General features: G+C 39.9%; 30 protein-coding genes. All 30 read left to right on the top strand.

Going from position 1 to position 21,087, the window contains the following annotated elements; translation table 11 throughout:
* The first annotated feature begins 237 nt into the window (after window positions 1-237).
* Window positions 238-3,831 carry a DNA-directed RNA polymerase subunit beta' gene (rpoC, locus tag DZB84_RS20340; protein ID WP_116354147.1) on the top strand — a complete coding sequence of 1,198 codons (3,594 nt, stop codon included), beginning with the start codon at window positions 238-240 and terminating at the stop codon, window positions 3,829-3,831.
* Between the two features lie 141 nt (window positions 3,832-3,972).
* Window positions 3,973-4,221 (top strand): 50S ribosomal protein L7ae-like protein, encoded by a 249-nt coding sequence (locus tag DZB84_RS20335; RefSeq protein ID WP_116354146.1) that lies wholly within the window; start codon window positions 3,973-3,975, stop codon window positions 4,219-4,221.
* A 105-nt stretch (window positions 4,222-4,326) separates the two neighbouring features.
* The gene (rpsL, locus tag DZB84_RS20330) at window positions 4,327-4,749 is read left to right on the top strand and encodes a 30S ribosomal protein S12 (protein WP_116354145.1); all 423 of its coding nucleotides are present in this window, start codon (window positions 4,327-4,329) and stop codon (window positions 4,747-4,749) included.
* Between the two features lie 38 nt (window positions 4,750-4,787).
* Complete coding sequence (rpsG, locus tag DZB84_RS20325; protein WP_010285031.1) at window positions 4,788-5,258, top strand: 30S ribosomal protein S7; 471 nt, start codon at window positions 4,788-4,790, stop codon at window positions 5,256-5,258.
* Window positions 5,259-5,339: 81 nt separating this feature from the next.
* A complete protein-coding gene (fusA, locus tag DZB84_RS20320; protein WP_116354144.1) occupies window positions 5,340-7,418 on the top strand; it encodes an elongation factor G in 2,079 nt (692 codons plus the stop codon).
* 121 nt (window positions 7,419-7,539) lie between these two features.
* On the top strand, window positions 7,540-8,730 hold the full coding sequence (gene tuf, locus DZB84_RS20315) for an elongation factor Tu (protein WP_116354143.1): 1,191 nt from the start codon (window positions 7,540-7,542) through the stop codon (window positions 8,728-8,730).
* A gap of 372 nt (window positions 8,731-9,102) precedes the next feature.
* Window positions 9,103-9,411, top strand: a complete 309-nt coding sequence (rpsJ, locus tag DZB84_RS20310) for a 30S ribosomal protein S10 (protein WP_003348621.1) — start codon at window positions 9,103-9,105, stop codon at window positions 9,409-9,411.
* A 45-nt stretch (window positions 9,412-9,456) separates the two neighbouring features.
* Window positions 9,457-10,086 carry a 50S ribosomal protein L3 gene (rplC, locus tag DZB84_RS20305; RefSeq protein ID WP_116354142.1) on the top strand — a complete coding sequence of 210 codons (630 nt, stop codon included), beginning with the start codon at window positions 9,457-9,459 and terminating at the stop codon, window positions 10,084-10,086.
* 24 nt (window positions 10,087-10,110) lie between these two features.
* Window positions 10,111-10,734 carry a 50S ribosomal protein L4 gene (gene rplD / locus DZB84_RS20300; protein WP_116354141.1) on the top strand — a complete coding sequence of 208 codons (624 nt, stop codon included), beginning with the start codon at window positions 10,111-10,113 and terminating at the stop codon, window positions 10,732-10,734.
* Entirely contained in the window at window positions 10,734-11,021 is a 288-nt protein-coding gene (rplW, locus tag DZB84_RS20295; protein ID WP_116354140.1) for a 50S ribosomal protein L23, read from the top strand. Before rplD ends, rplW begins: the two co-directional genes overlap by 1 nt.
* Before the next feature lie 26 nt (window positions 11,022-11,047).
* Entirely contained in the window at window positions 11,048-11,878 is an 831-nt protein-coding gene (gene rplB / locus DZB84_RS20290) for a 50S ribosomal protein L2 (RefSeq protein WP_116354139.1), read from the top strand.
* Between the two features lie 57 nt (window positions 11,879-11,935).
* The gene (gene rpsS / locus DZB84_RS20285) at window positions 11,936-12,214 is read left to right on the top strand and encodes a 30S ribosomal protein S19 (protein ID WP_116354138.1); all 279 of its coding nucleotides are present in this window, start codon (window positions 11,936-11,938) and stop codon (window positions 12,212-12,214) included.
* A 17-nt stretch (window positions 12,215-12,231) separates the two neighbouring features.
* The gene (gene rplV, locus DZB84_RS20280) at window positions 12,232-12,573 is read left to right on the top strand and encodes a 50S ribosomal protein L22 (protein ID WP_116354137.1); all 342 of its coding nucleotides are present in this window, start codon (window positions 12,232-12,234) and stop codon (window positions 12,571-12,573) included.
* A gap of 3 nt (window positions 12,574-12,576) precedes the next feature.
* Window positions 12,577-13,233: a 30S ribosomal protein S3 gene (gene rpsC / locus DZB84_RS20275; RefSeq protein WP_116354136.1), complete on the top strand. Its 657-nt coding sequence runs from the start codon at window positions 12,577-12,579 to the stop codon at window positions 13,231-13,233.
* 1 nt (window position 13,234) lies between these two features.
* Window positions 13,235-13,669, top strand: coding sequence for a 50S ribosomal protein L16 (rplP, locus tag DZB84_RS20270; protein ID WP_116354135.1), 435 nt, complete (start codon window positions 13,235-13,237; stop codon window positions 13,667-13,669).
* The gene (gene rpmC, locus DZB84_RS20265) at window positions 13,659-13,856 is read left to right on the top strand and encodes a 50S ribosomal protein L29 (protein ID WP_010285065.1); all 198 of its coding nucleotides are present in this window, start codon (window positions 13,659-13,661) and stop codon (window positions 13,854-13,856) included. The genes rplP and rpmC overlap by 11 nt, the downstream gene beginning before the upstream one ends.
* Window positions 13,857-13,884: 28 nt before the next feature.
* Window positions 13,885-14,148: a 30S ribosomal protein S17 gene (gene rpsQ / locus DZB84_RS20260; protein ID WP_116354134.1), complete on the top strand. Its 264-nt coding sequence runs from the start codon at window positions 13,885-13,887 to the stop codon at window positions 14,146-14,148.
* Between the two features lie 47 nt (window positions 14,149-14,195).
* Window positions 14,196-14,564, top strand: a complete 369-nt coding sequence (rplN, locus tag DZB84_RS20255; protein ID WP_116354133.1) for a 50S ribosomal protein L14 — start codon at window positions 14,196-14,198, stop codon at window positions 14,562-14,564.
* A gap of 37 nt (window positions 14,565-14,601) precedes the next feature.
* Window positions 14,602-14,913, top strand: coding sequence for a 50S ribosomal protein L24 (gene rplX / locus DZB84_RS20250; RefSeq protein WP_116354132.1), 312 nt, complete (start codon window positions 14,602-14,604; stop codon window positions 14,911-14,913).
* Between the two features lie 24 nt (window positions 14,914-14,937).
* Window positions 14,938-15,477, top strand: a complete 540-nt coding sequence (gene rplE, locus DZB84_RS20245) for a 50S ribosomal protein L5 (protein WP_116354131.1) — start codon at window positions 14,938-14,940, stop codon at window positions 15,475-15,477.
* A 13-nt stretch (window positions 15,478-15,490) separates the two neighbouring features.
* Entirely contained in the window at window positions 15,491-15,676 is a 186-nt protein-coding gene (rpsN, locus tag DZB84_RS20240; RefSeq protein WP_010285078.1) for a 30S ribosomal protein S14, read from the top strand.
* A gap of 30 nt (window positions 15,677-15,706) precedes the next feature.
* Window positions 15,707-16,105 carry a 30S ribosomal protein S8 gene (gene rpsH / locus DZB84_RS20235; protein ID WP_099352750.1) on the top strand — a complete coding sequence of 133 codons (399 nt, stop codon included), beginning with the start codon at window positions 15,707-15,709 and terminating at the stop codon, window positions 16,103-16,105.
* 28 nt (window positions 16,106-16,133) lie between these two features.
* Entirely contained in the window at window positions 16,134-16,670 is a 537-nt protein-coding gene (rplF, locus tag DZB84_RS20230) for a 50S ribosomal protein L6 (RefSeq protein WP_116354130.1), read from the top strand.
* 32 nt (window positions 16,671-16,702) lie between these two features.
* Complete coding sequence (gene rplR, locus DZB84_RS20225; protein ID WP_099352752.1) at window positions 16,703-17,065, top strand: 50S ribosomal protein L18; 363 nt, start codon at window positions 16,703-16,705, stop codon at window positions 17,063-17,065.
* Window positions 17,066-17,087: 22 nt separating this feature from the next.
* Window positions 17,088-17,588, top strand: a complete 501-nt coding sequence (gene rpsE, locus DZB84_RS20220; protein ID WP_116354129.1) for a 30S ribosomal protein S5 — start codon at window positions 17,088-17,090, stop codon at window positions 17,586-17,588.
* Between the two features lie 13 nt (window positions 17,589-17,601).
* Entirely contained in the window at window positions 17,602-17,784 is a 183-nt protein-coding gene (gene rpmD, locus DZB84_RS20215; protein ID WP_010285086.1) for a 50S ribosomal protein L30, read from the top strand.
* Window positions 17,785-17,816: 32 nt separating this feature from the next.
* Window positions 17,817-18,257 carry a 50S ribosomal protein L15 gene (gene rplO / locus DZB84_RS20210; protein WP_116354128.1) on the top strand — a complete coding sequence of 147 codons (441 nt, stop codon included), beginning with the start codon at window positions 17,817-17,819 and terminating at the stop codon, window positions 18,255-18,257.
* Entirely contained in the window at window positions 18,257-19,549 is a 1,293-nt protein-coding gene (secY, locus tag DZB84_RS20205) for a preprotein translocase subunit SecY (protein WP_116354127.1), read from the top strand. Before rplO ends, secY begins: the two co-directional genes overlap by 1 nt.
* Window positions 19,550-19,607: 58 nt before the next feature.
* Window positions 19,608-20,258 carry an adenylate kinase gene (locus tag DZB84_RS20200; protein WP_116354126.1) on the top strand — a complete coding sequence of 217 codons (651 nt, stop codon included), beginning with the start codon at window positions 19,608-19,610 and terminating at the stop codon, window positions 20,256-20,258.
* The gene (map, locus tag DZB84_RS20195; RefSeq protein WP_116354125.1) at window positions 20,259-21,005 is read left to right on the top strand and encodes a type I methionyl aminopeptidase; all 747 of its coding nucleotides are present in this window, start codon (window positions 20,259-20,261) and stop codon (window positions 21,003-21,005) included.
* Window positions 21,006-21,087 lie beyond the last annotated feature (82 nt).

Below are 21,087 nucleotides of genomic sequence, written 5' to 3'. Positions count from 1 at the left end.
AGAAGTCTATAACTTCTCAAAGTGGGATGAATGCAGGAAGAGTGTAAAATATCGGTTGCTGTTCAAACCTTGGCTGAATAAAGTTAAAGCCTCCGGCGGATGCCACGATTTTTCAAAGGAAGTTTTTCGAGGCAAGCTCGAAAAAAATCGGGCGCAAATACGCAAAGGCGCATTTGATTAGTTAACCAGCAAAGGTCAATTAGGGTAATCCTGTAGATCAAAAGGGAGGTAGGCCCCTTGCTAGATGTTAATAATTTTGAATACATGAGCATTGGTCTCGCTTCACCCGATAAAATCCGTTCATGGTCTTTCGGTGAAGTGAAAAAGCCAGAAACAATCAACTATCGTACATTAAAGCCAGAAAAAGATGGGTTATTCTGTGAACGAATCTTTGGTCCTCAAAAGGACTGGGAATGTCACTGTGGTAAATACAAGCGTGTTCGCTACAAAGGTGTCGTCTGTGACCGATGCGGCGTTGAAGTGACTCGTGCAAAAGTTCGTCGTGAACGTATGGGACATATTGAACTTGCTGCACCTGTATCACATATTTGGTACTTTAAAGGAATTCCAAGCCGAATGGGACTTGTCTTAGACATGTCCCCTCGGGCTCTTGAAGAAGTGATCTATTTTGCATCCTATGTCGTAACAGAAACTGGAGATACTCCTTTAGATAAAAAGCAATTGCTTTCTGAAAAGGAATATCGTGCGTACCGTGAAAAATACGGAAACACATTCCATGCTGCAATGGGAGCTGAAGCGATTAAAAAGCTTCTTCTTGACATTGATCTAGAAAAAGAAGTAGATGGCCTTAAAGAAGAATTAAAAACTTCTCAAGGACAAAGAAGAACTCGTGCAATTAAGCGACTAGAAGTACTAGAGGCATTCCGTAACTCTGGAAATGAGCCTTCCTGGATGATTCTTGATGTACTACCAGTCATCCCTCCTGAACTACGACCAATGGTTCAGCTTGATGGTGGTCGTTTTGCAACATCAGATTTAAACGACTTATATCGTCGTGTAATTAACCGTAACAATCGTTTAAAACGTCTTTTAGATTTAGGCGCTCCAAGCATTATCGTTCAGAACGAAAAACGTATGCTTCAAGAAGCGGTTGATGCATTGATTGATAATGGACGTCGTGGAAGACCAGTTACAGGCCCTGGTAATCGTCCATTAAAATCTCTTTCTCATATGTTAAAAGGTAAGCAAGGTCGTTTCCGTCAAAACCTATTAGGTAAACGTGTTGACTATTCTGGTCGTTCCGTTATCGTTGTAGGACCGAATCTTAAGATGTACCAATGTGGATTACCTAAGGAAATGGCTTTGGAATTATTCAAACCGTTTGTAATGAAAGAGCTTGTTGAAAAAGGACTTGCTCATAATATAAAGAGTGCGAAACGCAAAATCGAACGTGTGCAGCCAGAGGTTTGGGATGTCCTCGAATCTGTTATTAAGGAGCATCCGGTTCTTTTAAACCGTGCGCCTACATTACACCGTTTAGGGATTCAAGCATTCGAACCAACATTAGTTGAAGGACGTGCAATTCGTCTTCACCCACTCGTATGTACTGCTTACAACGCCGACTTTGACGGTGACCAAATGGCGGTTCACGTACCACTTTCTGCTGAAGCACAGGCTGAAGCAAGATTATTAATGTTGGCAGCACAAAATATTCTTAACCCGAAAGATGGAAAACCAGTTGTTACGCCGTCACAGGACATGGTTTTAGGTAACTATTACCTAACAATGGAACGTCCTGGGGCTGTAGGAGAAGGAATGGTCTTTAAGGATACAAACGAAGCTATTCTTGCGTATCAAAATGGTTATGTACACTACCACACAAGGGTTGCAGTACATGCTGGTTCACTAAATAACGAAACATTTACTGAAGAACAAAATAATATGTTGCTTATGACAACAGTAGGTAAATTAATTTTTAACGAGATTCTTCCTAAGTCGTTCCCATATATTAATGAACCTACAAAAACAAACTTAGAAGTGAAGACACCTGAAAAGTACTTCATACCTAAGGGTGCAAATGTCAAAGAACTTATTCAAAATCAGGAACAAATTGAGCCATTTAAGAAGAAAATACTTGGTAATATTATCGCTGAAGTCTTCAAGCGTTTTAAAATTACTGAAACCTCAAAAATGCTTGATCGCATGAAAGATCTTGGATTTAAGCACTCGACAAAAGCAGGTATTACCGTTGGTGTAGCTGATATTGTTGTCCTAGCTGAAAAAGAAGAAATCTTAGCTCAAGCACAAGCGAAGGTTGATAATGTTCTAAAACAATTTAGACGTGGTTTAATTACAGAAGATGAGCGTTATGATCGTGTTATCTCAATCTGGAGTGCGGCGAAAGATACAATTCAAGGTAAGCTAATGGCTTCACTTGATAAGCGTAACCCAATCTTCATGATGAGTGACTCTGGTGCCCGTGGTAATGCATCCAACTTTACACAGTTAGCTGGTATGCGTGGACTAATGGCGAACCCGGCTGGACGTATCATTGAACTTCCGATTAAATCAAGTTTCCGTGAAGGTTTAACAGTATTGGAATACTTCATTTCCACTCACGGTGCGCGTAAAGGACTTGCGGATACAGCCTTAAAGACAGCTGACTCTGGTTATCTAACAAGACGTTTAGTAGACGTTGCTCAAGACGTAATTGTTCGTGAGGACGACTGTGGAACAGATCGCGGCTTGCTTGTTGGTGCATTAAAAGAGGGAACGGAAATTATTGAACCTCTTGACGAACGTCTAAACGGCCGTTACGCAAGAAAGAAAGTTGTTCATCCTGAAACGAATGAAGTGTTAGTAGCAGAAAACGAATTAATTACAGAAGATATCGCAAAGGAAATTGTTGATGCTGGCATTGAAGAAGTAACAATTCGTTCTGCGTTTACATGTAATACACGCCATGGCGTATGTAAAAAATGTTATGGACGAAATCTTGCAACAGGTTCAGAAGTTGAAGTTGGTGAAGCAGTTGGTATCATCGCTGCACAATCAATTGGTGAGCCAGGTACGCAGCTTACAATGCGTACGTTCCACACTGGTGGAGTTGCCGGAGACGACATCACACAAGGTTTACCGCGTATTCAAGAGCTATTTGAAGCGAGAAATCCGAAAGGTCAAGCCGTTATTACGGAAATTGGCGGTGTTGTAACGTCCATTAATGAAGTAAAAGATAGACAACAAGAAATTGTAATCCAAGGTGAAGTAGAATCTCGTTCTTACACTGCACCATATAGTGCTCGTTTGAAAGTTACTGAAGGAGAGCAAGTTGAAAGTGGTCAGGTACTAACAGAAGGTTCAGTTGATCCGAAGGAATTACTAAAAGTAACAAACACATCTGCTGTCCAAGAATACCTCTTAAAAGAAGTTCAAAAAGTATATCGTATGCAGGGTGTTGAAATCGGTGATAAACACGTAGAAGTAATGGTAAGACAAATGCTTCGTAAAGTAAGAGTCACTGATGCAGGTGACACAGATGTATTACCAGGTTCACTACTTGATATACATCAGTTCACTGATGCAAACACGAAGGTTTTACTAGAAGGTAAAGCACCTGCAACAGGTAGACCGGTTCTTCTAGGTATTACAAAAGCATCACTAGAAACTGATTCATTCCTATCGGCTGCGTCATTCCAAGAGACAACACGTGTCTTAACTGATGCTGCAATTAAAGGAAAACGTGATGAGTTACTAGGATTAAAAGAGAATGTAATTATTGGTAAACTTGTTCCTGCAGGAACAGGAATGACTCGCTATCGTCGAGCAGAACCTGTAATTGTAGAGCAAGAAGACCCAGTAGGTGTTGAATAAAGGTTAGAAGAGCATATCTAAGATAGTGGATGTCTACTATGAGCAAAATAATTTTTATTTGCTTGTGGTTGACATCCTTCTCTTAGGGTGTTAATATATCTAAGGTGCTCCTTAAACCTGTTACTTTGGAGGATATTTTATATGTCTTATGAAAAAGTATCACAGGCAAAGAAGATTATTATTGGTACAAAGCAAGCAGTAAAAGCAATACAAACCAATAAGGTATCGGAAGTTGTTATAGCAGAAGATGCAGATCGGCGTGTAGTAAACAAAGTTTTACAACTGGCTGAAGAACAACAAATTCCAATATCAAAGGTTGATTCGATGAAGAAGCTTGGGAAAGCTTGTGGAATCGAAGTAGGAGCTTCTGCTGTGGCGATTATTAATTAAAAACTGTTTTTGTGGAAAAAGGATCTACAAAGACTTTGTTTTTTGCAAAAAAATGAACCACCTGGATATGTGGTCTTGACGAAAGAAGAAGGGAGGAAACAAATAATGCCTACAATTAACCAATTAATTCGTAAGGGTCGTGAAACAAAAGTTCAAAAATCCGACTCTCCTGCATTGAATAAAGGTTATAACAGCTTCAAAAAGTCACAAACTAATACTACTTCACCTCAAAAGCGTGGTGTTTGTACTCGTGTTGGTACTATGACTCCTAAGAAGCCGAACTCAGCGCTTCGTAAGTATGCTCGTGTACGTTTAACAAACGGAATTGAGGTTACTGCTTACATCCCAGGGATTGGTCACAACTTACAAGAGCACAGTGTTGTACTAATTCGTGGTGGACGTGTTAAGGACTTACCAGGGGTACGTTATCACATCGTTCGTGGTGCACTAGACACTGCTGGAGTTAATAACCGTGCGCAAAGCCGTTCTAAATATGGTACTAAGAGACCAAAAGCAGCTAAGAAATAGTAGACTAACATATTTAAGATTGAAAGGAGGAAATATCAATGCCTCGTAAAGGACCTGTCGCTAAAAGAGATGTATTACCAGATCCAATTTATAACTCAAAGCTTGTAACTCGTTTAATCAACAAAATGATGGTTGATGGAAAAAGAGGTAAATCACAAGCGATTTTATATAATGCATTTGATTTAGTTCAACAACGTTCAGGTAAGGATGCGATGGAAGTGTTCGAACAAGCACTTAAAAACATCATGCCTGTACTAGAAGTAAGAGCACGTCGTGTAGGTGGTGCAAACTATCAAGTTCCTGTTGAAGTTCGCCCTGACCGTCGTACTACTCTAGGTTTACGTTGGTTAGTAAACTATGCTCGTCTTCGTGGAGAAAAAACAATGGAAGAGCGTTTAGCTAACGAAATCCTTGATGCAGCTAACAATTCTGGTGCATCAGTTAAGAAACGTGAAGATACTCACAAAATGGCAGAAGCGAACAAAGCGTTTGCTCACTACCGCTGGTAAAATAAGAGCTCTGTTAAGTAGATTAACAGAGCCATTACTACAATAAAATCATACTTACTCATAGGAAGGAGAAAGACCCAAATGGCTAGAGAGTTCTCCTTAGAAAAGACTCGTAATATTGGTATCATGGCACACATCGATGCTGGTAAAACAACAACCACTGAACGTATCCTTTATTACACTGGTAAAATTCACAAACTTGGTGAAACCCACGAAGGTGCGTCTCAAATGGACTGGATGGAGCAAGAACAAGAACGTGGTATCACCATTACATCTGCTGCAACAACTGCATCTTGGAAAGAACACCGCGTTAACATTATTGACACTCCAGGACACGTAGATTTCACAGTTGAGGTTGAACGTTCACTTCGTGTACTTGATGGAGCTGTGACAGTTCTTGATGCACAATCTGGAGTTGAGCCACAAACTGAAACAGTTTGGAGACAAGCTACAACTTATGGTGTTCCACGTATTGTATTCGTAAACAAAATGGACAAGATTGGTGCTGACTTCTTATATTCTGTTGGCACACTTCGTGATCGTCTACAAGCGAATGCACACCCTATCCAATTACCGATTGGTGCAGAAGATCAATTTAGAGGTATCATTGACCTTGTTGAAATGAATGCAACTTTCTACGGTAATGACTTAGGTACTGATATCGAAGTAGGAGAAATTCCAGAAGAATTTCTAGACCAAGCAAACGAATACCGTGAAAAGCTTGTAGAAGCAGTAGCGGAATTAGATGAAGACTTGATGGAAAGATACCTTGGCGGAGAAGAAATCTCTAACGAGGAATTGCGTGCAGCTATCCGTACAGCTACACTTAAGGTAGAATTCTACCCAGTATTGTGTGGAACTGCATTTAAAAACAAAGGTGTTCAAAAAGTACTTGATGCTGTTATCGACTATCTCCCAGCACCAACTGATGTAGCATCTATCGAAGGTCATGATGCTGATACTGGTGAAGATATCGAGCGTCATTCAGACGACAGTGAGCCATTCTCAGCACTTGCGTTCAAAGTAATGACTGATCCTTTTGTTGGTAAGTTAACATTCTTCCGTGTGTATTCAGGTACATTAAACTCTGGTTCATACGTGAAAAACTCAACAAAAGGAAAGCGTGAGCGTATTGGACGTATCCTTCAAATGCACGCGAACCACCGCCAGGAAATCTCAACTGTATACGCTGGTGACATCGCTGCTGCTGTTGGATTAAAAGATACAACAACTGGAGATACGTTATGTGATGAAAAAGATAATGTAATTCTTGAATCCATGACATTCCCAGAGCCGGTTATTCAACTGTCTGTTGAACCAAAATCAAAGGCTGACCAAGACAAAATGTCAACAGCTTTACAAAAGCTTCAAGAAGAAGACCCGACATTCAGAGCACATACTGATCAAGAAACAGGTCAAACGATCATCGCTGGTATGGGTGAGTTACACTTAGACGTCCTAGTGGATCGTATGAAACGTGAATTTAAAGTAGAAGCAAATGTTGGTGCTCCACAAGTTGCGTATCGTGAAACTTTCCGTCAATCTGCACAGGTTGAAGGTAAATTCGCTCGTCAATCTGGTGGACGTGGACAATACGGACACGTTTGGATTGAATTCTCACCAAACGAAGAAGGAAAAGGCTTCGAATTTGAAAACGCGATTGTTGGTGGGGTAGTTCCACGTGAATACATCCCTGCTGTACAAGCTGGTCTAGAAGACGCTCTTGATAGAGGGGTTCTAGCTGGTTATCCGTTAGTTGATATTAAAGCTAAGCTTTATGATGGTTCTTACCATGATGTTGACTCAAGTGAAATGGCGTTTAAGATTGCTGCTTCAATGGCACTTAAGAACGCTGCTTCAAAATGTCAACCGGTTATCCTTGAGCCTGTCATGAGGGTTGAAGTTGTTATCCCTGAAGAATACATGGGTGACATTATGGGTGGTATTACTTCTCGTCGTGGACGCGTTGAAGGTATGGAAGCTCGCGGTAATGCACAAGTAGTACGTGCGATGGTTCCACTATCTGAAATGTTTGGTTATGCTACTTCATTACGTTCTAACACACAAGGACGTGGAGTATTTACAATGCATTTCGATCACTACGAAGAAGTACCAAAATCAATTTCTGAAGAAATTATCAAAAAAAATAAAGGTGAATAATTGATTTTCGCCTTTACATCAAGTATAACTACTTATGTAGGCCTTGAAAGTGGGGTTATCTCCACTTTCAAGATATCATACTTACTATATTAAATAACAAATACTTAAGGAGGCTTTTCAAATGGGAAAAGAGAAATTTGACCGTTCGAAACCACATGCTAATATTGGTACAATTGGACACGTTGACCATGGTAAAACTACTTTAACAGCTGCTATCACTACTGTTCTTGCTAAAAGAAGCGGAAAAGGTGCAGCAATGGGTTATGACCAAATTGATGGTGCGCCTGAAGAGCGTGAACGTGGAATCACAATCTCAACTTCACACGTTGAGTACGAAACTGAAAACCGTCACTATGCACACGTAGACTGCCCAGGACACGCTGACTACGTTAAGAACATGATCACTGGTGCTGCTCAAATGGACGGCGGGATCTTAGTAGTATCTGCTGCTGACGGCCCAATGCCACAAACTCGTGAGCACATCCTTCTTTCTCGTCAAGTAGGTGTTCCTTACCTTGTTGTATTCATGAACAAATGTGACATGGTAGACGACGAAGAATTATTAGAATTAGTAGAAATGGAAGTTCGTGACCTTCTTTCTGAATACGACTTCCCTGGTGACGATGTACCAGTAATCAAAGGTTCTGCTCTTAAAGCTCTTGAGGGTGAAACTGAGTGGGAAGAAAAAATCATTGAATTAATGGCTGCTGTTGACGAATACGTTCCAACTCCAGAGCGTGACACTGAAAAGCCATTCATGATGCCTGTTGAGGATGTATTCTCAATCACTGGTCGTGGTACTGTTGCTACAGGACGTGTTGAGCGTGGACAAGTTAAAGTTGGTGATGTAGTTGAAATCATCGGTTTAACTGAAGAGCCAAAATCAACTACTGTAACAGGTGTTGAAATGTTCCGTAAGCTTCTTGACTATGCTGAAGCTGGTGACAACATTGGTGCACTACTTCGTGGTGTTTCTCGTGAAGAAATCCAACGTGGTCAAGTACTTGCAAAGCCAGGTACAATCAAACCACACACAAAGTTCAAAGCTGAAGTTTACGTTTTATCAAAAGAAGAAGGTGGACGTCACACTCCATTCTTCTCAAACTACCGCCCACAGTTCTACTTCCGTACAACTGACGTAACTGGAATCATTCAACTTCCAGAAGGTGTTGAAATGGTTATGCCTGGTGACAACATCGAAATGACTGTTGAACTAATCGCTCCAGTAGCAATCGAGGACGGAACTAAGTTCTCAATTCGTGAAGGTGGACGTACAGTAGGCGCTGGCGTTGTTGCTACAATCACTGAGTAATAACAATATGTCTTCAAAAACAGGCGGATGATCCGCCTGTTTTTTTTGTATGATTTCTTATATTTATATTGAAAGGAAACATCATAAATTTTAAGATAACTTTGTTTCCAAAATCTTACGCCAAAATAATATGGTGCTATAGTTGAAAAGTCCTTTATAGGTGTGTATAATTGAAAAAGTGCGAAAGACATGCATAAAACGAAGAATTATGTTGCATTTCGTATTAGTTTTTTATATAATAGACAATGTTGGTCTTTGACTGCGATGATGTGGAAGGTTGCTGATACACCCGGCCGCTTTGCCATGGCGAGTGTAAGGAAATTTCCACGGAGAAGGTCTATTTTAAAAGTAGGCGAAAAAGGAGGGAAAATAATGGCAAAACAAAAAATTCGTATCCGTTTAAAAGCGTATGATCACAGAATCCTTGATCAATCTGCAGAGAAAATCGTGGAGACAGCTAAACGATCTGGAGCAGCAGTTTCTGGTCCAATCCCACTTCCAACTGAGAAGTCTGTTTATACGATTCTTCGTGCTGTTCACAAGTACAAAGATTCTCGTGAGCAGTTTGAGATGCGCACGCATAAACGCTTAATCGACATCATTAACCCAACACCACAAACTGTTGATTCATTAATGCGTTTAGATTTACCATCTGGTGTTGACATTGAAATTAAACTTTAATTTTAAAAATGAAATAAATTGTAAATTAAATAGGAGGTGTGACTAATGACCAAAGGAATCTTAGGAAGAAAAATTGGTATGACTCAAGTATTTGTAGGTAATGGTGAGCTTATCCCTGTAACTGTTATCGAAGCTGGTGCGAACGTAGTTCTTCAAAAGAAATCAGTTGAAACTGATGGATATGAGGCTGTACAAATCGGTTTTGAAGATAAGAGAGAAAAGCTTTCAAACAAACCTGAAAAGGGTCATGCTTCAAAAGCAAACACTGCACCTAAGCGCTTCGTTCGCGAATTACGCGGAGTTAACTTAGATGAGTTTGAAGTTGGTCAGGAAGTCAAAGTTGATATCTTCGCTGAAGGAGATATTGTAGATGTAACAGGAATTTCAAAAGGTAAAGGATTCCAAGGTGCGATTAAGCGCCACGGACAATCTCGCGGACCTATGTCTCACGGTTCTCGTTATCACCGTCGTCCTGGTTCTATGGGACCTGTAGCTCCAAACCGTGTATTCAAAAACAAACTTCTACCTGGTCGTATGGGTGGAGACCGTATCACAGTACAAAACTTAGAGATCGTGAAAGTAGATACAGAGCGTAATCTTCTTCTAGTAAAAGGTAATGTACCTGGTGCGAGAAAATCTGTTGTTACAGTAAAGAAAGCTGTTAAAGCAAAATAATTACTAGGAAAGGAGGACATTTGAATGCCTAAAGTATCATTGTATAACCAAACTGGTTCAGCTGTTGGAGAAATTGAATTAAACGATTCTGTATTCGGTGTTGAACCAAATCAACAAGTTTTATTCGATGCAGTAATCATGCAGAGAGCTTCCTTACGTCAAGGAACTCACAAAACAAAGATTCGTTCTGAAGTAGCAGGCGGAGGACGTAAACCATGGCGTCAAAAGGGTACTGGTCGTGCTCGTCAAGGTTCAATTCGTTCACCACAATGGCGTGGCGGTGGAACAGTATTTGGTCCAACTCCAAGAAGCTACAGCTACAAATTACCTAAAAAAGTACGCCGTTTAGCAATCAAATCAGCATTATCTACTAAGGTATTAGAGGAAAACATTCTAGTATTAGACAATCTAGTATTAGAAGCTCCTAAAACTAAAGACATGGTTGCGGTACTGAAAGGATTAAACGTAGATCGCAAAGCGTTAATCGTTACTGCAGACGTAAATGAAGCAGTAGAACTTTCAGCTCGTAATATTCCTGGAGTAACAGTTGTTGCTGCAAATGGAGTAAGTGTTCTTGATGTTCTTAACCATGATAAGCTTGTGATTACTAAAGCTGCGGTGGAAAAAGTAGAGGAGGTGCTCGCATAATGAAAGATCCTCGTGATATTATTAAGAGCCCTGTTATTACTGAACGTTCATCAGACCTAATGGCTGAAAAAAAATACACTTTTGAAGTTGATGTGAAATCAAACAAAACCGAAGTTAAAGATGCTATTGAGCAAATTTTCGGCGTTAAAGTTGAAAAAGTTAACATCATGAACTACAAAGGTAAGTTCAAGCGTGTAGGACGTTACAGTGGATATACAAATCGTCGCAGAAAAGCTATCGTTAAACTAACAGAAGACAGCAAAGAAATCGAATTCTTTGAAGTATAATTTTATAGAGAAGGAGGGAAATAGAGATGGCGATTAAACATTACAAACCAACCTCTAATGGTCGTCGTGGAATGACAACTTTAGATTTCGCAGAAATCACTACCGACAGACCAGAGAAATCATTACTTGCACCTTTAAACAAAAAAGCTGGTCGTAATAACCAAGGTAAAATAACAGTACGTCATCAAGCTGGCGGACACAAGCGTCAATACCGTATTATCGACTTTAAACGCGATAAAGATGGTATACCAGGACGCGTTGCTACAATCGAATACGATCCAAACCGTTCAGCAAACATTGCATTAATCAACTATGCTGATGGAGAAAAACGTTACATTATTGCTCCAAAGAACCTAAAAGTAGGTATGGAGGTAGTTTCAGGACCTGAAGCTGACATTAAAACAGGTAATGCACTTCCATTAGCAAACATCCCAGTAGGTACAGTTGTACACAACATCGAATTAAAGCCTGGTAAAGGTGGACAATTAGTTCGTTCAGCTGGTACTTCTGCACAAGTACTTGGTAAAGAAGGAAAATACGTACTAGTACGTTTAAATTCTGGTGAAGTTCGCATGATTCTTGCTACTTGCCGCGCGACTGTAGGTCAAGTGGGTAACGAGCAACATGAACTAGTTAACATTGGTAAAGCGGGACGTAACCGTTGGTTAGGTAAACGCCCAACAGTTCGTGGATCTGTTATGAACCCTAACGATCACCCACACGGTGGTGGTGAAGGTAAAGCACCTATCGGACGTAAGTCTCCAATGACTCCATGGGGTAAACCAACTCTTGGTGCGAAAACTCGTAAGAAGAAAAACAAATCAGATAAATTTATCGTACGTCGTCGTAAAAAATAACGGGATTGTGCTACGGTTCGTTGGAACCGTAGGTCAATCACGAAGGGAGGTTCACTTATGGGACGCAGTTTGAAAAAAGGACCTTTTGTAGATGATCACTTATTGAAAAAGGTTGAAAATCAAAACGGATCTGAGAAGAAACAAGTTATTAAAACTTGGTCACGTCGTTCAACGATTTTCCCTCAATTCATCGGTAATACAATTGCGGTATATGATGGTCGTAAACATGTACCTGTTTATGTTACTGAAGACATGGTAGGTCACAAACTTGGTGAATTTGCACCAACTCGTACTTACAAAGGCCACGCAAGTGACGATAAGAAAACAAGACGCTAATGAGAGGAGGATTATCTATGCAAGCTAAAGCTGTTGCGAGAACAGTTCGTATTGCTCCTCGTAAAGTTCGTTTAGTAGCAGATTTAATTCGAGGCAAGCAAGTAGGTGAAGCAATCGCAATCCTACGTCATACACCTAAAGCTGCTTCTCCTATTGTAGAAAAGGTATTAAATTCTGCGATTGCGAATGCAGAGCATAACTACGAAATGGACGCTAATAACCTAGTTATTACTGAAGCATATGTAAATGAAGGTCCAACATTAAAAAGATTCCGTCCAAGAGCTATGGGACGTGCAAGTCAGATTAACAAACGCACTAGCCACATTACAATCGTGGTATCAGAAAAGAAGGAGGGATAAGTAGTGGGTCAAAAAGTTAATCCAATTGGAATGCGTGTCGGTATCATTCGTGACTGGGAGTCAAAATGGTACGCAGGCAAAGATTATGCAGATTTATTACACGAAGACCTTAAAGTTCGCGAATATATCGCAAAACGTTTAAGTGATGCTTCTGTTTCTAAAGTTGAAATTGAACGTGCTGCAAATCGTATCAACGTTACTGTTCATACTGCTAAACCGGGTATGGTTATTGGTAAAGGTGGTACTGAAGTTGAAGCACTTCGTAAAGCATTAAACCAATTAACAGGTAAGAGAGTACACATCAACATCCTTGAAATTAAAAGAGCTGATCTTGATGCAACTCTAGTAGCAGAAAATATCGCTCGTCAATTAGAAAATCGTGTTTCTTTCCGTCGTGCGCAAAAACAAGCTATCCAACGCTCAATGCGTGCTGGAGCACAAGGTATTAAAACGCAAACTTCTGGACGTTTAGGCGGAGCAGATATCGCTCGTGCTGAACACTATAGTGAAGGAACAGTTCCACTTCACACTCTTCGTGCAGACATTGATTACGGTACTGCAGAAGCTGATACAACTTACGGAAAAATCGGTGTAAAAGTATGGATCTATCGTGGAGAGGTCCTTCCTACGAAGAAGAAAACTGAGGAAGGAGGAAAATAATATGTTATTACCAAAACGTGTGAAATACCGCAGAGAACACCGTGGAAAAATGCGTGGTCAAGCAAAAGGTGGTACTGAAGTACATTTCGGTGAATTCGGTTTACAAGCTCAAGAAGCTTCTTGGATTACAAACCGTCAAATCGAAGCTGCTCGTATCGCAATGACACGTTATATGAAACGTGGCGGTAAAGTTTGGATTAAAATTTTCCCATCTAAGCCTTATACATCAAAACCTTTAGAGGTACGTATGGGTTCCGGTAAAGGTGCTCCTGAAGGATGGGTAGCTGTTGTTAAACCTGGAAAAGTTTTATTTGAAATTGCTGGTGTATCTGAAGAGATCGCTCGTGAAGCTCTACGCCTAGCAGCTCATAAGCTACCAGTTAAAACTAAGTTCGTAAAACGTGAAGAAATTGGTGGTGAATCAAATGAAAGCTAATGAAATCCGTGACCTTACCACTGCCGAAATTGAACAAAAAGTAAAATCATTAAAAGAAGAGTTATTTAACCTTCGCTTTCAACTAGCTACTGGTCAACTTGAGAATACTGCACGTATTCGTGAAGTTCGTAAATCGATCGCTCGTATGAAAACAGTAGTCCGCGAAAGAGAAATCGGTCGTAAATAATCGATAACCAGGAAGGAGGTCTACGATAGTGAGTGAACGTAACCAACGCAAGGTCTACCAAGGACGTGTTGTATCTGACAAAATGGATAAAACAGTTACTGTTCTAGTAGAAACTTATAAGAAACATTCTCTTTACGGTAAACGCGTAAAGTATTCAAAGAAATTTAAAGCACATGATGAAAACAATGTTGCAAAAATCGGCGACATCGTAAAAATTATGGAGACTCGCCCATTATCTGCTACTAAACGCTTCCGTCTTGTTGAAGTAGTAGAAAAAGCAGTTATTATCTAATTATATTTTGTTCGGATCAATCAATAATCCGAAGGGAGGTTTCATGAATGATTCAACAAGAAACTCGTTTGAAAGTTGCTGACAACTCAGGAGCACGTGAAGTACTAACTATTAAAGTATTAGGTGGTTCTGGTCGTAAGACAGCAAATATTGGTGATGTTATCGTTTGTACAGTAAAACAAGCAACACCAGGTGGCGTTGTTAAAAAAGGTGACGTTGTTAAAGCTGTAGTTGTACGTACGAAGCGTGGTGTACGTCGTAATGACGGAACTTACATCCGTTTTGATGAAAATGCTTGTGTTATTATCCGTGACGACAAGAGTCCACGTGGAACTCGTATCTTCGGTCCAGTAGCACGTGAATTACGTGATAGTAACTTTATGAAAATTGTTTCACTAGCTCCAGAAGTATTATAATCCGAAATCGATTGGCCTTTAAGGAGGTGCGAACTAGATGCATGTAAAAAAGGGTGACAAGGTACAGGTTATTTCAGGGAAAGATAAAGGTAAACAAGGTGTGATCCTTGAAAGCTTTCCAAAGAAAGACCGTGTCATTGTAGAAGGCGTTAATATTGTAAAGAAACACTCAAAACCGTCTCAAGCGAATCCACAAGGTGGTATCATTAGCCATGAGGCACCTATTCATGTATCAAATGTAATGCCATTAGATCCTAAATCTGGTAACCCAACTCGTGTTGGTTACAAAGAAGTTGATGGCAAAAAGGTACGTGTAGCAAAAAAATCCGGTGAAGTTTTAGATAAATAGTAAATAAAGAAAGGAGGTACTTACATGAACCGCCTAAAAGAAAAATTTCAAAAAGAAATTACACCTGCTCTAATGAGCAAGTTTAACTATAAGTCTGTTATGCAGGTTCCAAAAGTAGAAAAAATCGTGATCAACATGGGTGTTGGTGACGCAGTTCAAAACTCTAAAGTATTAGACAACGCAGTAGAGGAATTAGCTGCTCTTAGCGGTCAAAAGCCTGTTGTTACTAAAGCAAAGAAATCAATTGCTGGATTCCGTCTTCGTGAAGGAATGCCTATCGGTGCAAAAGTTACATTACGTGGAGAGCGTATGTACGATTTCTTAGATAAGCTTGTTTCTATCTCACTACCACGTGTACGTGACTTCCGTGGTGTATCAAAGAAATCATTTGATGGTCGTGGAAACTACACTTTAGGTGTAAAAGAACAATTAATTTTCCCTGAAATTGATTACGATAAAGTAAGTAAAGTTCGTGGTATGGATATCGTTATCGTAACTACTGCAAATACTGACGAAGAAGCTCGTGAGTTATTAACAGCATTCGGTATGCCGTTCCAAAAGTAAAGGAGGCGAAAACGTGGCTAAAAAATCAATGATTGCGAAACAAAAACGCACACAGAAATTTAAAGTACAAGAGTACACTCGTTGCGAGCGTTGCGGCCGTCCACACTCTGTATTACGTAAATTTAAATTATGCCGTATTTGTTTCCGTGAACTAGCTTATAAGGGTCAAATTCCTGGTGTAAAAAAAGCAAGTTGGTAAACCCCGAATTGGGAAGGAGGTAAAAATACTATGGTGATGACAGATCCAATTGCAGATATGCTTACTCGCATCCGTAATGCGAACATGGTTCGTCATGAGAAGCTTGAAATCCCTGCATCAAATATCAAAAGGGAAATCGCTGAAATCTTAAAGCGTGAAGGTTTCGTTCGTGACGTTGAATATATTGAGGATGACAAACAAGGTATCATTCGTATTTTCTTAAAATACGGTGCAAACAATGAGCGCGTAATTACTGGCCTTAAGCGTATTAGTAAGCCTGGTCTACGTGTTTATGCAAAATCTAACGAAGTACCACGTGTGTTAAACGGTTTAGGTATCGCGATCGTTTCAACTTCACAAGGTGTATTAACTGATAAAGAAGCTCGTCAAAAGCAAGCCGGCGGAGAAGTATTAGCTTACGTTTGGTAATAGCTTGATAAGAATGGAGGTGTAGTACATGTCACGTATTGGTAAAAAACCAATCGAAATACCATCTGGTGTTACTGTAACTTTCAACGGTAATACTGTTACTGTAAAAGGACCAAAAGGCGAATTAACTCGTGCCTTCCATCCTGATATGCAAATCAATGTTGAAGACAATGTGATCAACGTTGTTCGTCCAACTGATAATAAAGAACACCGTGCTCTTCACGGTACAACACGTAGTCTACTTGGAAACATGGTTGAAGGTGTATCCAAAGGTTTTGAAAGAGGCTTAGAGCTAATCGGGGTCGGATACCGTGCTCAAAAAGCTGGAAATAAGCTTGTATTAAACGTTGGTTACTCTCATCCAGTAGAAATCGTTCCAGAAACTGGCGTTGAGATCGATGTACCATCTAACACTAAGATTGTTGTTAAAGGTATCGATAAAGAACGTGTTGGAGCGTTAGCTGCTAATATTCGTGGTGTACGTCCGCCTGAGCCTTATAAAGGAAAAGGTATTCGCTACGAAGGTGAATTTGTTCGTCGTAAGGAAGGTAAAACTGCGAAGTAAGCCTTTTTAGGTAAAAGAAAGGAGAGACGTAAATGATTACGAAACAGGATAAAAATGCGGTTCGTAGAAAAAGACATGCTCGTGTTCGTTCTCGTGTTTCAGGAACTGCTACTCGTCCTCGCTTAAATGTGTTCCGTTCAAACAAACACATTTACGCTCAATTAATCGATGATGTTAACTCAGTAACAATCGCAAGTGCTTCTACATTAGATAAAGAGCTATCTGTTGAAGGTGCTGGTAACGTAGATGCAGCAACAAAAGTTGGCGAACTAGTTGCTAAGCGTGGTATTGAAAAAGGAATCAAAGAGGTAGTATTTGACCGCGGTGGTTACCTATATCACGGACGTGTTAAAGCATTAGCAGAAGCTGCTCGTGAAGCTGGATTACAATTTTAATAAAAAAGGAGGGACATTATAGATGCGTCGCATTGATCCAAATAAATTAGAACTTGAAGAACGCGTAGTTACCGTTAACCGTGTTGCTAAGGTTGTAAAAGGTGGACGTCGTTTCCGCTTTGCAGCATTAGTAGTAGTTGGTGATAAGAACGGTCACGTTGGTTTTGGAACTGGTAAAGCACAAGAAGTTCCAGATGCAATCCGTAAAGCAATTGAAGATGCTAAAAAGAACCTAATCTCTGTACCAATGGTCGGAACAACAATTCCTCACCAAGTAGTTGGTCAATTTGGAGCAGGAGAAGTATTACTAAAACCTGCGTCTGAAGGTACTGGAGTTATCGCTGGTGGGCCAGTTCGTGCGGTACTAGAACTTGCTGGTGTCGGTGATATCCTTTCTAAATCTTTAGGAACTAACACTCCAGTAAATATGATTCGTGCTACAATTGAAGGTTTAAGTCAATTAAAGCGTGCTGAAGAAGTAGCTAAGTTACGTGGTAAATCAGTAGAAGAACTGTTAGGATAGGAGGGAAAACACAATGTCAAAGAAATTAGAAATCACCCTCACTCGCAGTGTCATTGGACGTCCTGAAGACCAACGTGTAACTGTTCGTACTCTTGGATTGAAAAAATTACATCAAACTGTTGTTCATGATGATAATGCTGCGATTCGCGGTATGATTAATAAAGTTGCTCACCTAGTTACGGTTAAAGAACAATAATTGAATTTTTTCTGAAATAAGGAGGTGCCCAAATGAAACTTCATGAATTACAAGCAACTGAAGGATCTCGTAAAACACGTAATCGTGTTGGACGTGGAACTGGTTCAGGTAATGGTAAAACTGCTGGTAGAGGTCATAAAGGTCAAAACTCACGTTCAGGTGGCGGTGTACGTCCTGGTTTTGAAGGTGGTCAAATGCCTTTATTCCAACGTTTACCAAAACGTGGTTTCACAAACATCAATCGCAAAGACTTTGCAATTGTTAACTTAGAAACATTAAATCGTTTTGAAGACGGAACAGAAGTAACACCTGAACTTTTAATTGAGACTGGTGTTGTAAGTAAACTGAATGCTGGAGTAAAGATCCTTGGAAAAGGTACTCTTGATAAAAAGCTAACAGTTAGAGCTCACAAATTCTCCTCTACTGCTCAACAAGCGATTGAAGCTGCTGGCGGAAAAACTGAGGTGATTTAATGTTTCAAACAATCTCCAATTTTATGCGCGTTGGTGATATAAGAAACAAGATTATATTCACCTTACTTATGTTAGTAGTATTTCGAATCGGCACCTTTATTCCAGTACCAAATGTAAATGCCGACGTTCTAAAAGCAACTGATAGCAATACAGCGTTCGGCCTTTTAAATACATTTGGTGGTGGAGCATTGTTTAACTTCTCAATCCTTGCGATGGGTATCATGCCTTATATCACTGCTTCAATTATCATACAGTTGTTGCAAATGGACGTTGTTCCTAAATTTACGGAATGGTCCAAGCAAGGAGAAGTTGGACGTCGTAAATTAGCACAGTTTACTCGCTATGGAACGATCGTGCTTGGGTTTATCCAAGCATTAGGTATGTCATACGGATTTAACAATATGTCAAATGGTATGTTAATTGAAAACCCTAGTATCGGAACGTATTTATTAATTGCTGTTGTGTTAACTGCTGGAACTGCATTTTTAATGTGGTTAGGTGAACAAATTACAGCGAAGGGCGTTGGGAACGGAATTTCAATTATCATTTTCGCGGGTATTGTTGCCGGTATTCCTACAGCTGTAAATCAAATCTATATTCAACAATTTGAAGATGCAGGGGATCAATTATTTCTAAGTATCATTACTGTTGTTTTATTGCTAATTGCTATTATAGCTGTTGTTGTAGGTGTAATATTTGTACAACAAGCTTTACGTAAAATTCCAATTCAATATGCAAAGCGGTTAGCTGCTAATAGCCCGGTTGGAGGACACTCCACACATTTACCGTTAAAAGTAAATGCGGCTGGTGTTATTCCTGTAATCTTTGCAGTTTCCTTCATTATCACACCACCAACGATTGCATCGTTTTTCGGTCCTAATGCGGTAACTGAATGGATTCAAAAATATTTTGATTATACCCAACCAGTTGGGATGATTATATATATCGCGCTAATCATTGCGTTCACATATTTCTACACATTTGTTCAAGTTAATCCTGAGCAAATGGCAGATAATTTGAAAAAGCAAGGCGGCTACATTCCAGGGATTCGCCCAGGAAGAAACACGCAAGAATATGTAACAAAAATTCTGTATCGCTTAACTTTTGTTGGTTCTATTTTCTTAGCAGCAATTTCTGTTCTTCCTGTATTCTTTATAACTTTTGCGAATTTACCGCAGTCTGCACAAATTGGTGGAACTAGCTTGCTTATTGTTGTGGGTGTTGCACTTGAGACAATGAAGCAGCTTGAAAGTCAGCTTGTAAAACGTCATTATAAAGGATTTATCAAATAAGGTCTGGGAATGTTTTTTCCCAGCACCTCTAAGATAAGAGGCTGAGGGGGCAAATCACTTGAACTTAGTATTAATGGGGCTACCGGGTGCTGGTAAAGGTACTCAAGCCGAAAAAATCGTAGAAAAGTACAATATCCCTCATATCTCAACAGGAGATATGTTCCGTGCTGCAATAAAAGATGGAACAGAACTAGGACTGCAAGCAAAATCTTTTATGGATAAAGGCGAGCTTGTTCCTGATGAAGTTACGATCGGAATTGTCCGTGAACGATTAAGCAAGGACGATTGCAACCAAGGATTTTTACTTGATGGATTTCCACGTACAGTTCCGCAAGCAGAAGCGCTTGAGGTAATCCTTACTGATCTCGAGAAAAAAATCGATTATGTTATTAACATAGAAGTTGATTCTGCTATTTTACTTGAGAGATTAACAGGTCGTCGAATTTGTAAGGAGTGTGGTGCTACTTACCACTTAGTATTCAACCCTCCTAGCCAGGAAGGGACTTGCGATAAATGTGGTGGAGAGCTATATCAACGTGCTGATGATAATGCGGAGACAGTTGGAACTCGTCTTCAAGTAAATATAGAGCAATCTAAGCCACTTCTTGACTTTTATCAGGAAAAAGGCTATCTTCGCAATATTGATGGACAACAAGAAATTAATAAAGTTTTTGGTGATGTAGAGGAGCTCCTTGGGGGATTAAAGTAGATGATTATTTGCAAATCGCCAAGAGAGATTGAAATTATGCGCGAGGCTGGTAAGATCGTCGCATTGACACACCAAGAATTACAAAAATATATTGCTCCAGGGATTTCAACGAAAGAACTGGATACAATTGCTGAAAAGTTTATTCGTGGATATGATGCAATTCCTTCTTTTAAAGGGTATAATGGTTTTCGCGGTAGTGTCTGTACTTCTGTTAATGAAGAGCTGGTACATGGTATACCAGGTGATCGTGTCTTACAAGATGGCGATATTATAAGTATCGATATCGGTGCTAAGTACAATGGTTATCATGGTGACTCAGCTTGGACTTATCCGGTAGGTACAATTTCACCGGTAAATCAACAACTTCTTGAAGTAACGAAGAATGCCCTTTATCAAGGATTAGAAGAAGCAAAACCTGGTGTGCGTCTTTCAAATATTTCTCATGCAATCCAAGTTTATGTCGAGACCCATGATTTTTCGATTGTTCGAGAGTATGTAGGTCACGGTGTAGGCAAAGAATTACATGAGGAGCCACAAATTCCACATTACGGTCCTCCAAATAAAGGACCTCGTTTAAAACCAGGAATGGTACTTGCCGTTGAACCGATGGTAAATGCAGGTAGTCGATACGTGAAGACGTTAGCAGATAACTGGACTGTTGTAACAGTCGATGGCAAAACGTGTGCGCATTTTGAACATACGATTGCTATTACAGAAACAGGGTATGAGATCTTAACAAAATTGTAAGGCACAAACCCTATTCATTAGAATAACATTCATCTAATTTTTGATTACGTATCTCCGGAAGTTCAGAGCAGTATTAATAAAA

The sequence above is a fragment of the Bacillus sp. HNG genome (genome assembly GCF_003400205.1).
Classification (GTDB): Bacteria; Bacillota; Bacilli; order Bacillales; family Bacillaceae_L; genus Ferdinandcohnia.
This window is presented reverse-complemented; position numbering and strand designations above follow the sequence as displayed.

Excerpts from the sequence above, each read along its gene's own strand:
- DZB84_RS20335 (WP_116354146.1), top strand. The coding sequence starts at position 3,973 with ATGTCTTATGAAAAAGTATCACAGGCAAAGAAGATTATTATTGGTACA.
- rpsL (WP_116354145.1), top strand. The coding sequence starts at position 4,327 with ATGCCTACAATTAACCAATTAATTCGTAAGGGTCGTGAAACAAAAGTT.
- rpsG (WP_010285031.1), top strand. The coding sequence starts at position 4,788 with ATGCCTCGTAAAGGACCTGTCGCTAAAAGAGATGTATTACCAGATCCA.
- fusA (WP_116354144.1), top strand. The coding sequence starts at position 5,340 with ATGGCTAGAGAGTTCTCCTTAGAAAAGACTCGTAATATTGGTATCATG.
- tuf (WP_116354143.1), top strand. The coding sequence starts at position 7,540 with ATGGGAAAAGAGAAATTTGACCGTTCGAAACCACATGCTAATATTGGT.
- rpsJ (WP_003348621.1), top strand. The coding sequence starts at position 9,103 with ATGGCAAAACAAAAAATTCGTATCCGTTTAAAAGCGTATGATCACAGA.
- rplC (WP_116354142.1), top strand. The coding sequence starts at position 9,457 with ATGACCAAAGGAATCTTAGGAAGAAAAATTGGTATGACTCAAGTATTT.
- rplD (WP_116354141.1), top strand. The coding sequence starts at position 10,111 with ATGCCTAAAGTATCATTGTATAACCAAACTGGTTCAGCTGTTGGAGAA.
- rplW (WP_116354140.1), top strand. The coding sequence starts at position 10,734 with ATGAAAGATCCTCGTGATATTATTAAGAGCCCTGTTATTACTGAACGT.
- rplB (WP_116354139.1), top strand. The coding sequence starts at position 11,048 with ATGGCGATTAAACATTACAAACCAACCTCTAATGGTCGTCGTGGAATG.
- rpsS (WP_116354138.1), top strand. The coding sequence starts at position 11,936 with ATGGGACGCAGTTTGAAAAAAGGACCTTTTGTAGATGATCACTTATTG.
- rplV (WP_116354137.1), top strand. The coding sequence starts at position 12,232 with ATGCAAGCTAAAGCTGTTGCGAGAACAGTTCGTATTGCTCCTCGTAAA.
- rplP (WP_116354135.1), top strand. The coding sequence starts at position 13,235 with ATGTTATTACCAAAACGTGTGAAATACCGCAGAGAACACCGTGGAAAA.
- rpmC (WP_010285065.1), top strand. The coding sequence starts at position 13,659 with ATGAAAGCTAATGAAATCCGTGACCTTACCACTGCCGAAATTGAACAA.
- rplN (WP_116354133.1), top strand. The coding sequence starts at position 14,196 with ATGATTCAACAAGAAACTCGTTTGAAAGTTGCTGACAACTCAGGAGCA.
- rplX (WP_116354132.1), top strand. The coding sequence starts at position 14,602 with ATGCATGTAAAAAAGGGTGACAAGGTACAGGTTATTTCAGGGAAAGAT.
- rplE (WP_116354131.1), top strand. The coding sequence starts at position 14,938 with ATGAACCGCCTAAAAGAAAAATTTCAAAAAGAAATTACACCTGCTCTA.
- rpsH (WP_099352750.1), top strand. The coding sequence starts at position 15,707 with ATGGTGATGACAGATCCAATTGCAGATATGCTTACTCGCATCCGTAAT.
- rplF (WP_116354130.1), top strand. The coding sequence starts at position 16,134 with ATGTCACGTATTGGTAAAAAACCAATCGAAATACCATCTGGTGTTACT.
- rplR (WP_099352752.1), top strand. The coding sequence starts at position 16,703 with ATGATTACGAAACAGGATAAAAATGCGGTTCGTAGAAAAAGACATGCT.
- rpsE (WP_116354129.1), top strand. The coding sequence starts at position 17,088 with ATGCGTCGCATTGATCCAAATAAATTAGAACTTGAAGAACGCGTAGTT.
- rpmD (WP_010285086.1), top strand. The coding sequence starts at position 17,602 with ATGTCAAAGAAATTAGAAATCACCCTCACTCGCAGTGTCATTGGACGT.
- rplO (WP_116354128.1), top strand. The coding sequence starts at position 17,817 with ATGAAACTTCATGAATTACAAGCAACTGAAGGATCTCGTAAAACACGT.
- secY (WP_116354127.1), top strand. The coding sequence starts at position 18,257 with ATGTTTCAAACAATCTCCAATTTTATGCGCGTTGGTGATATAAGAAAC.
- map (WP_116354125.1), top strand. The coding sequence starts at position 20,259 with ATGATTATTTGCAAATCGCCAAGAGAGATTGAAATTATGCGCGAGGCT.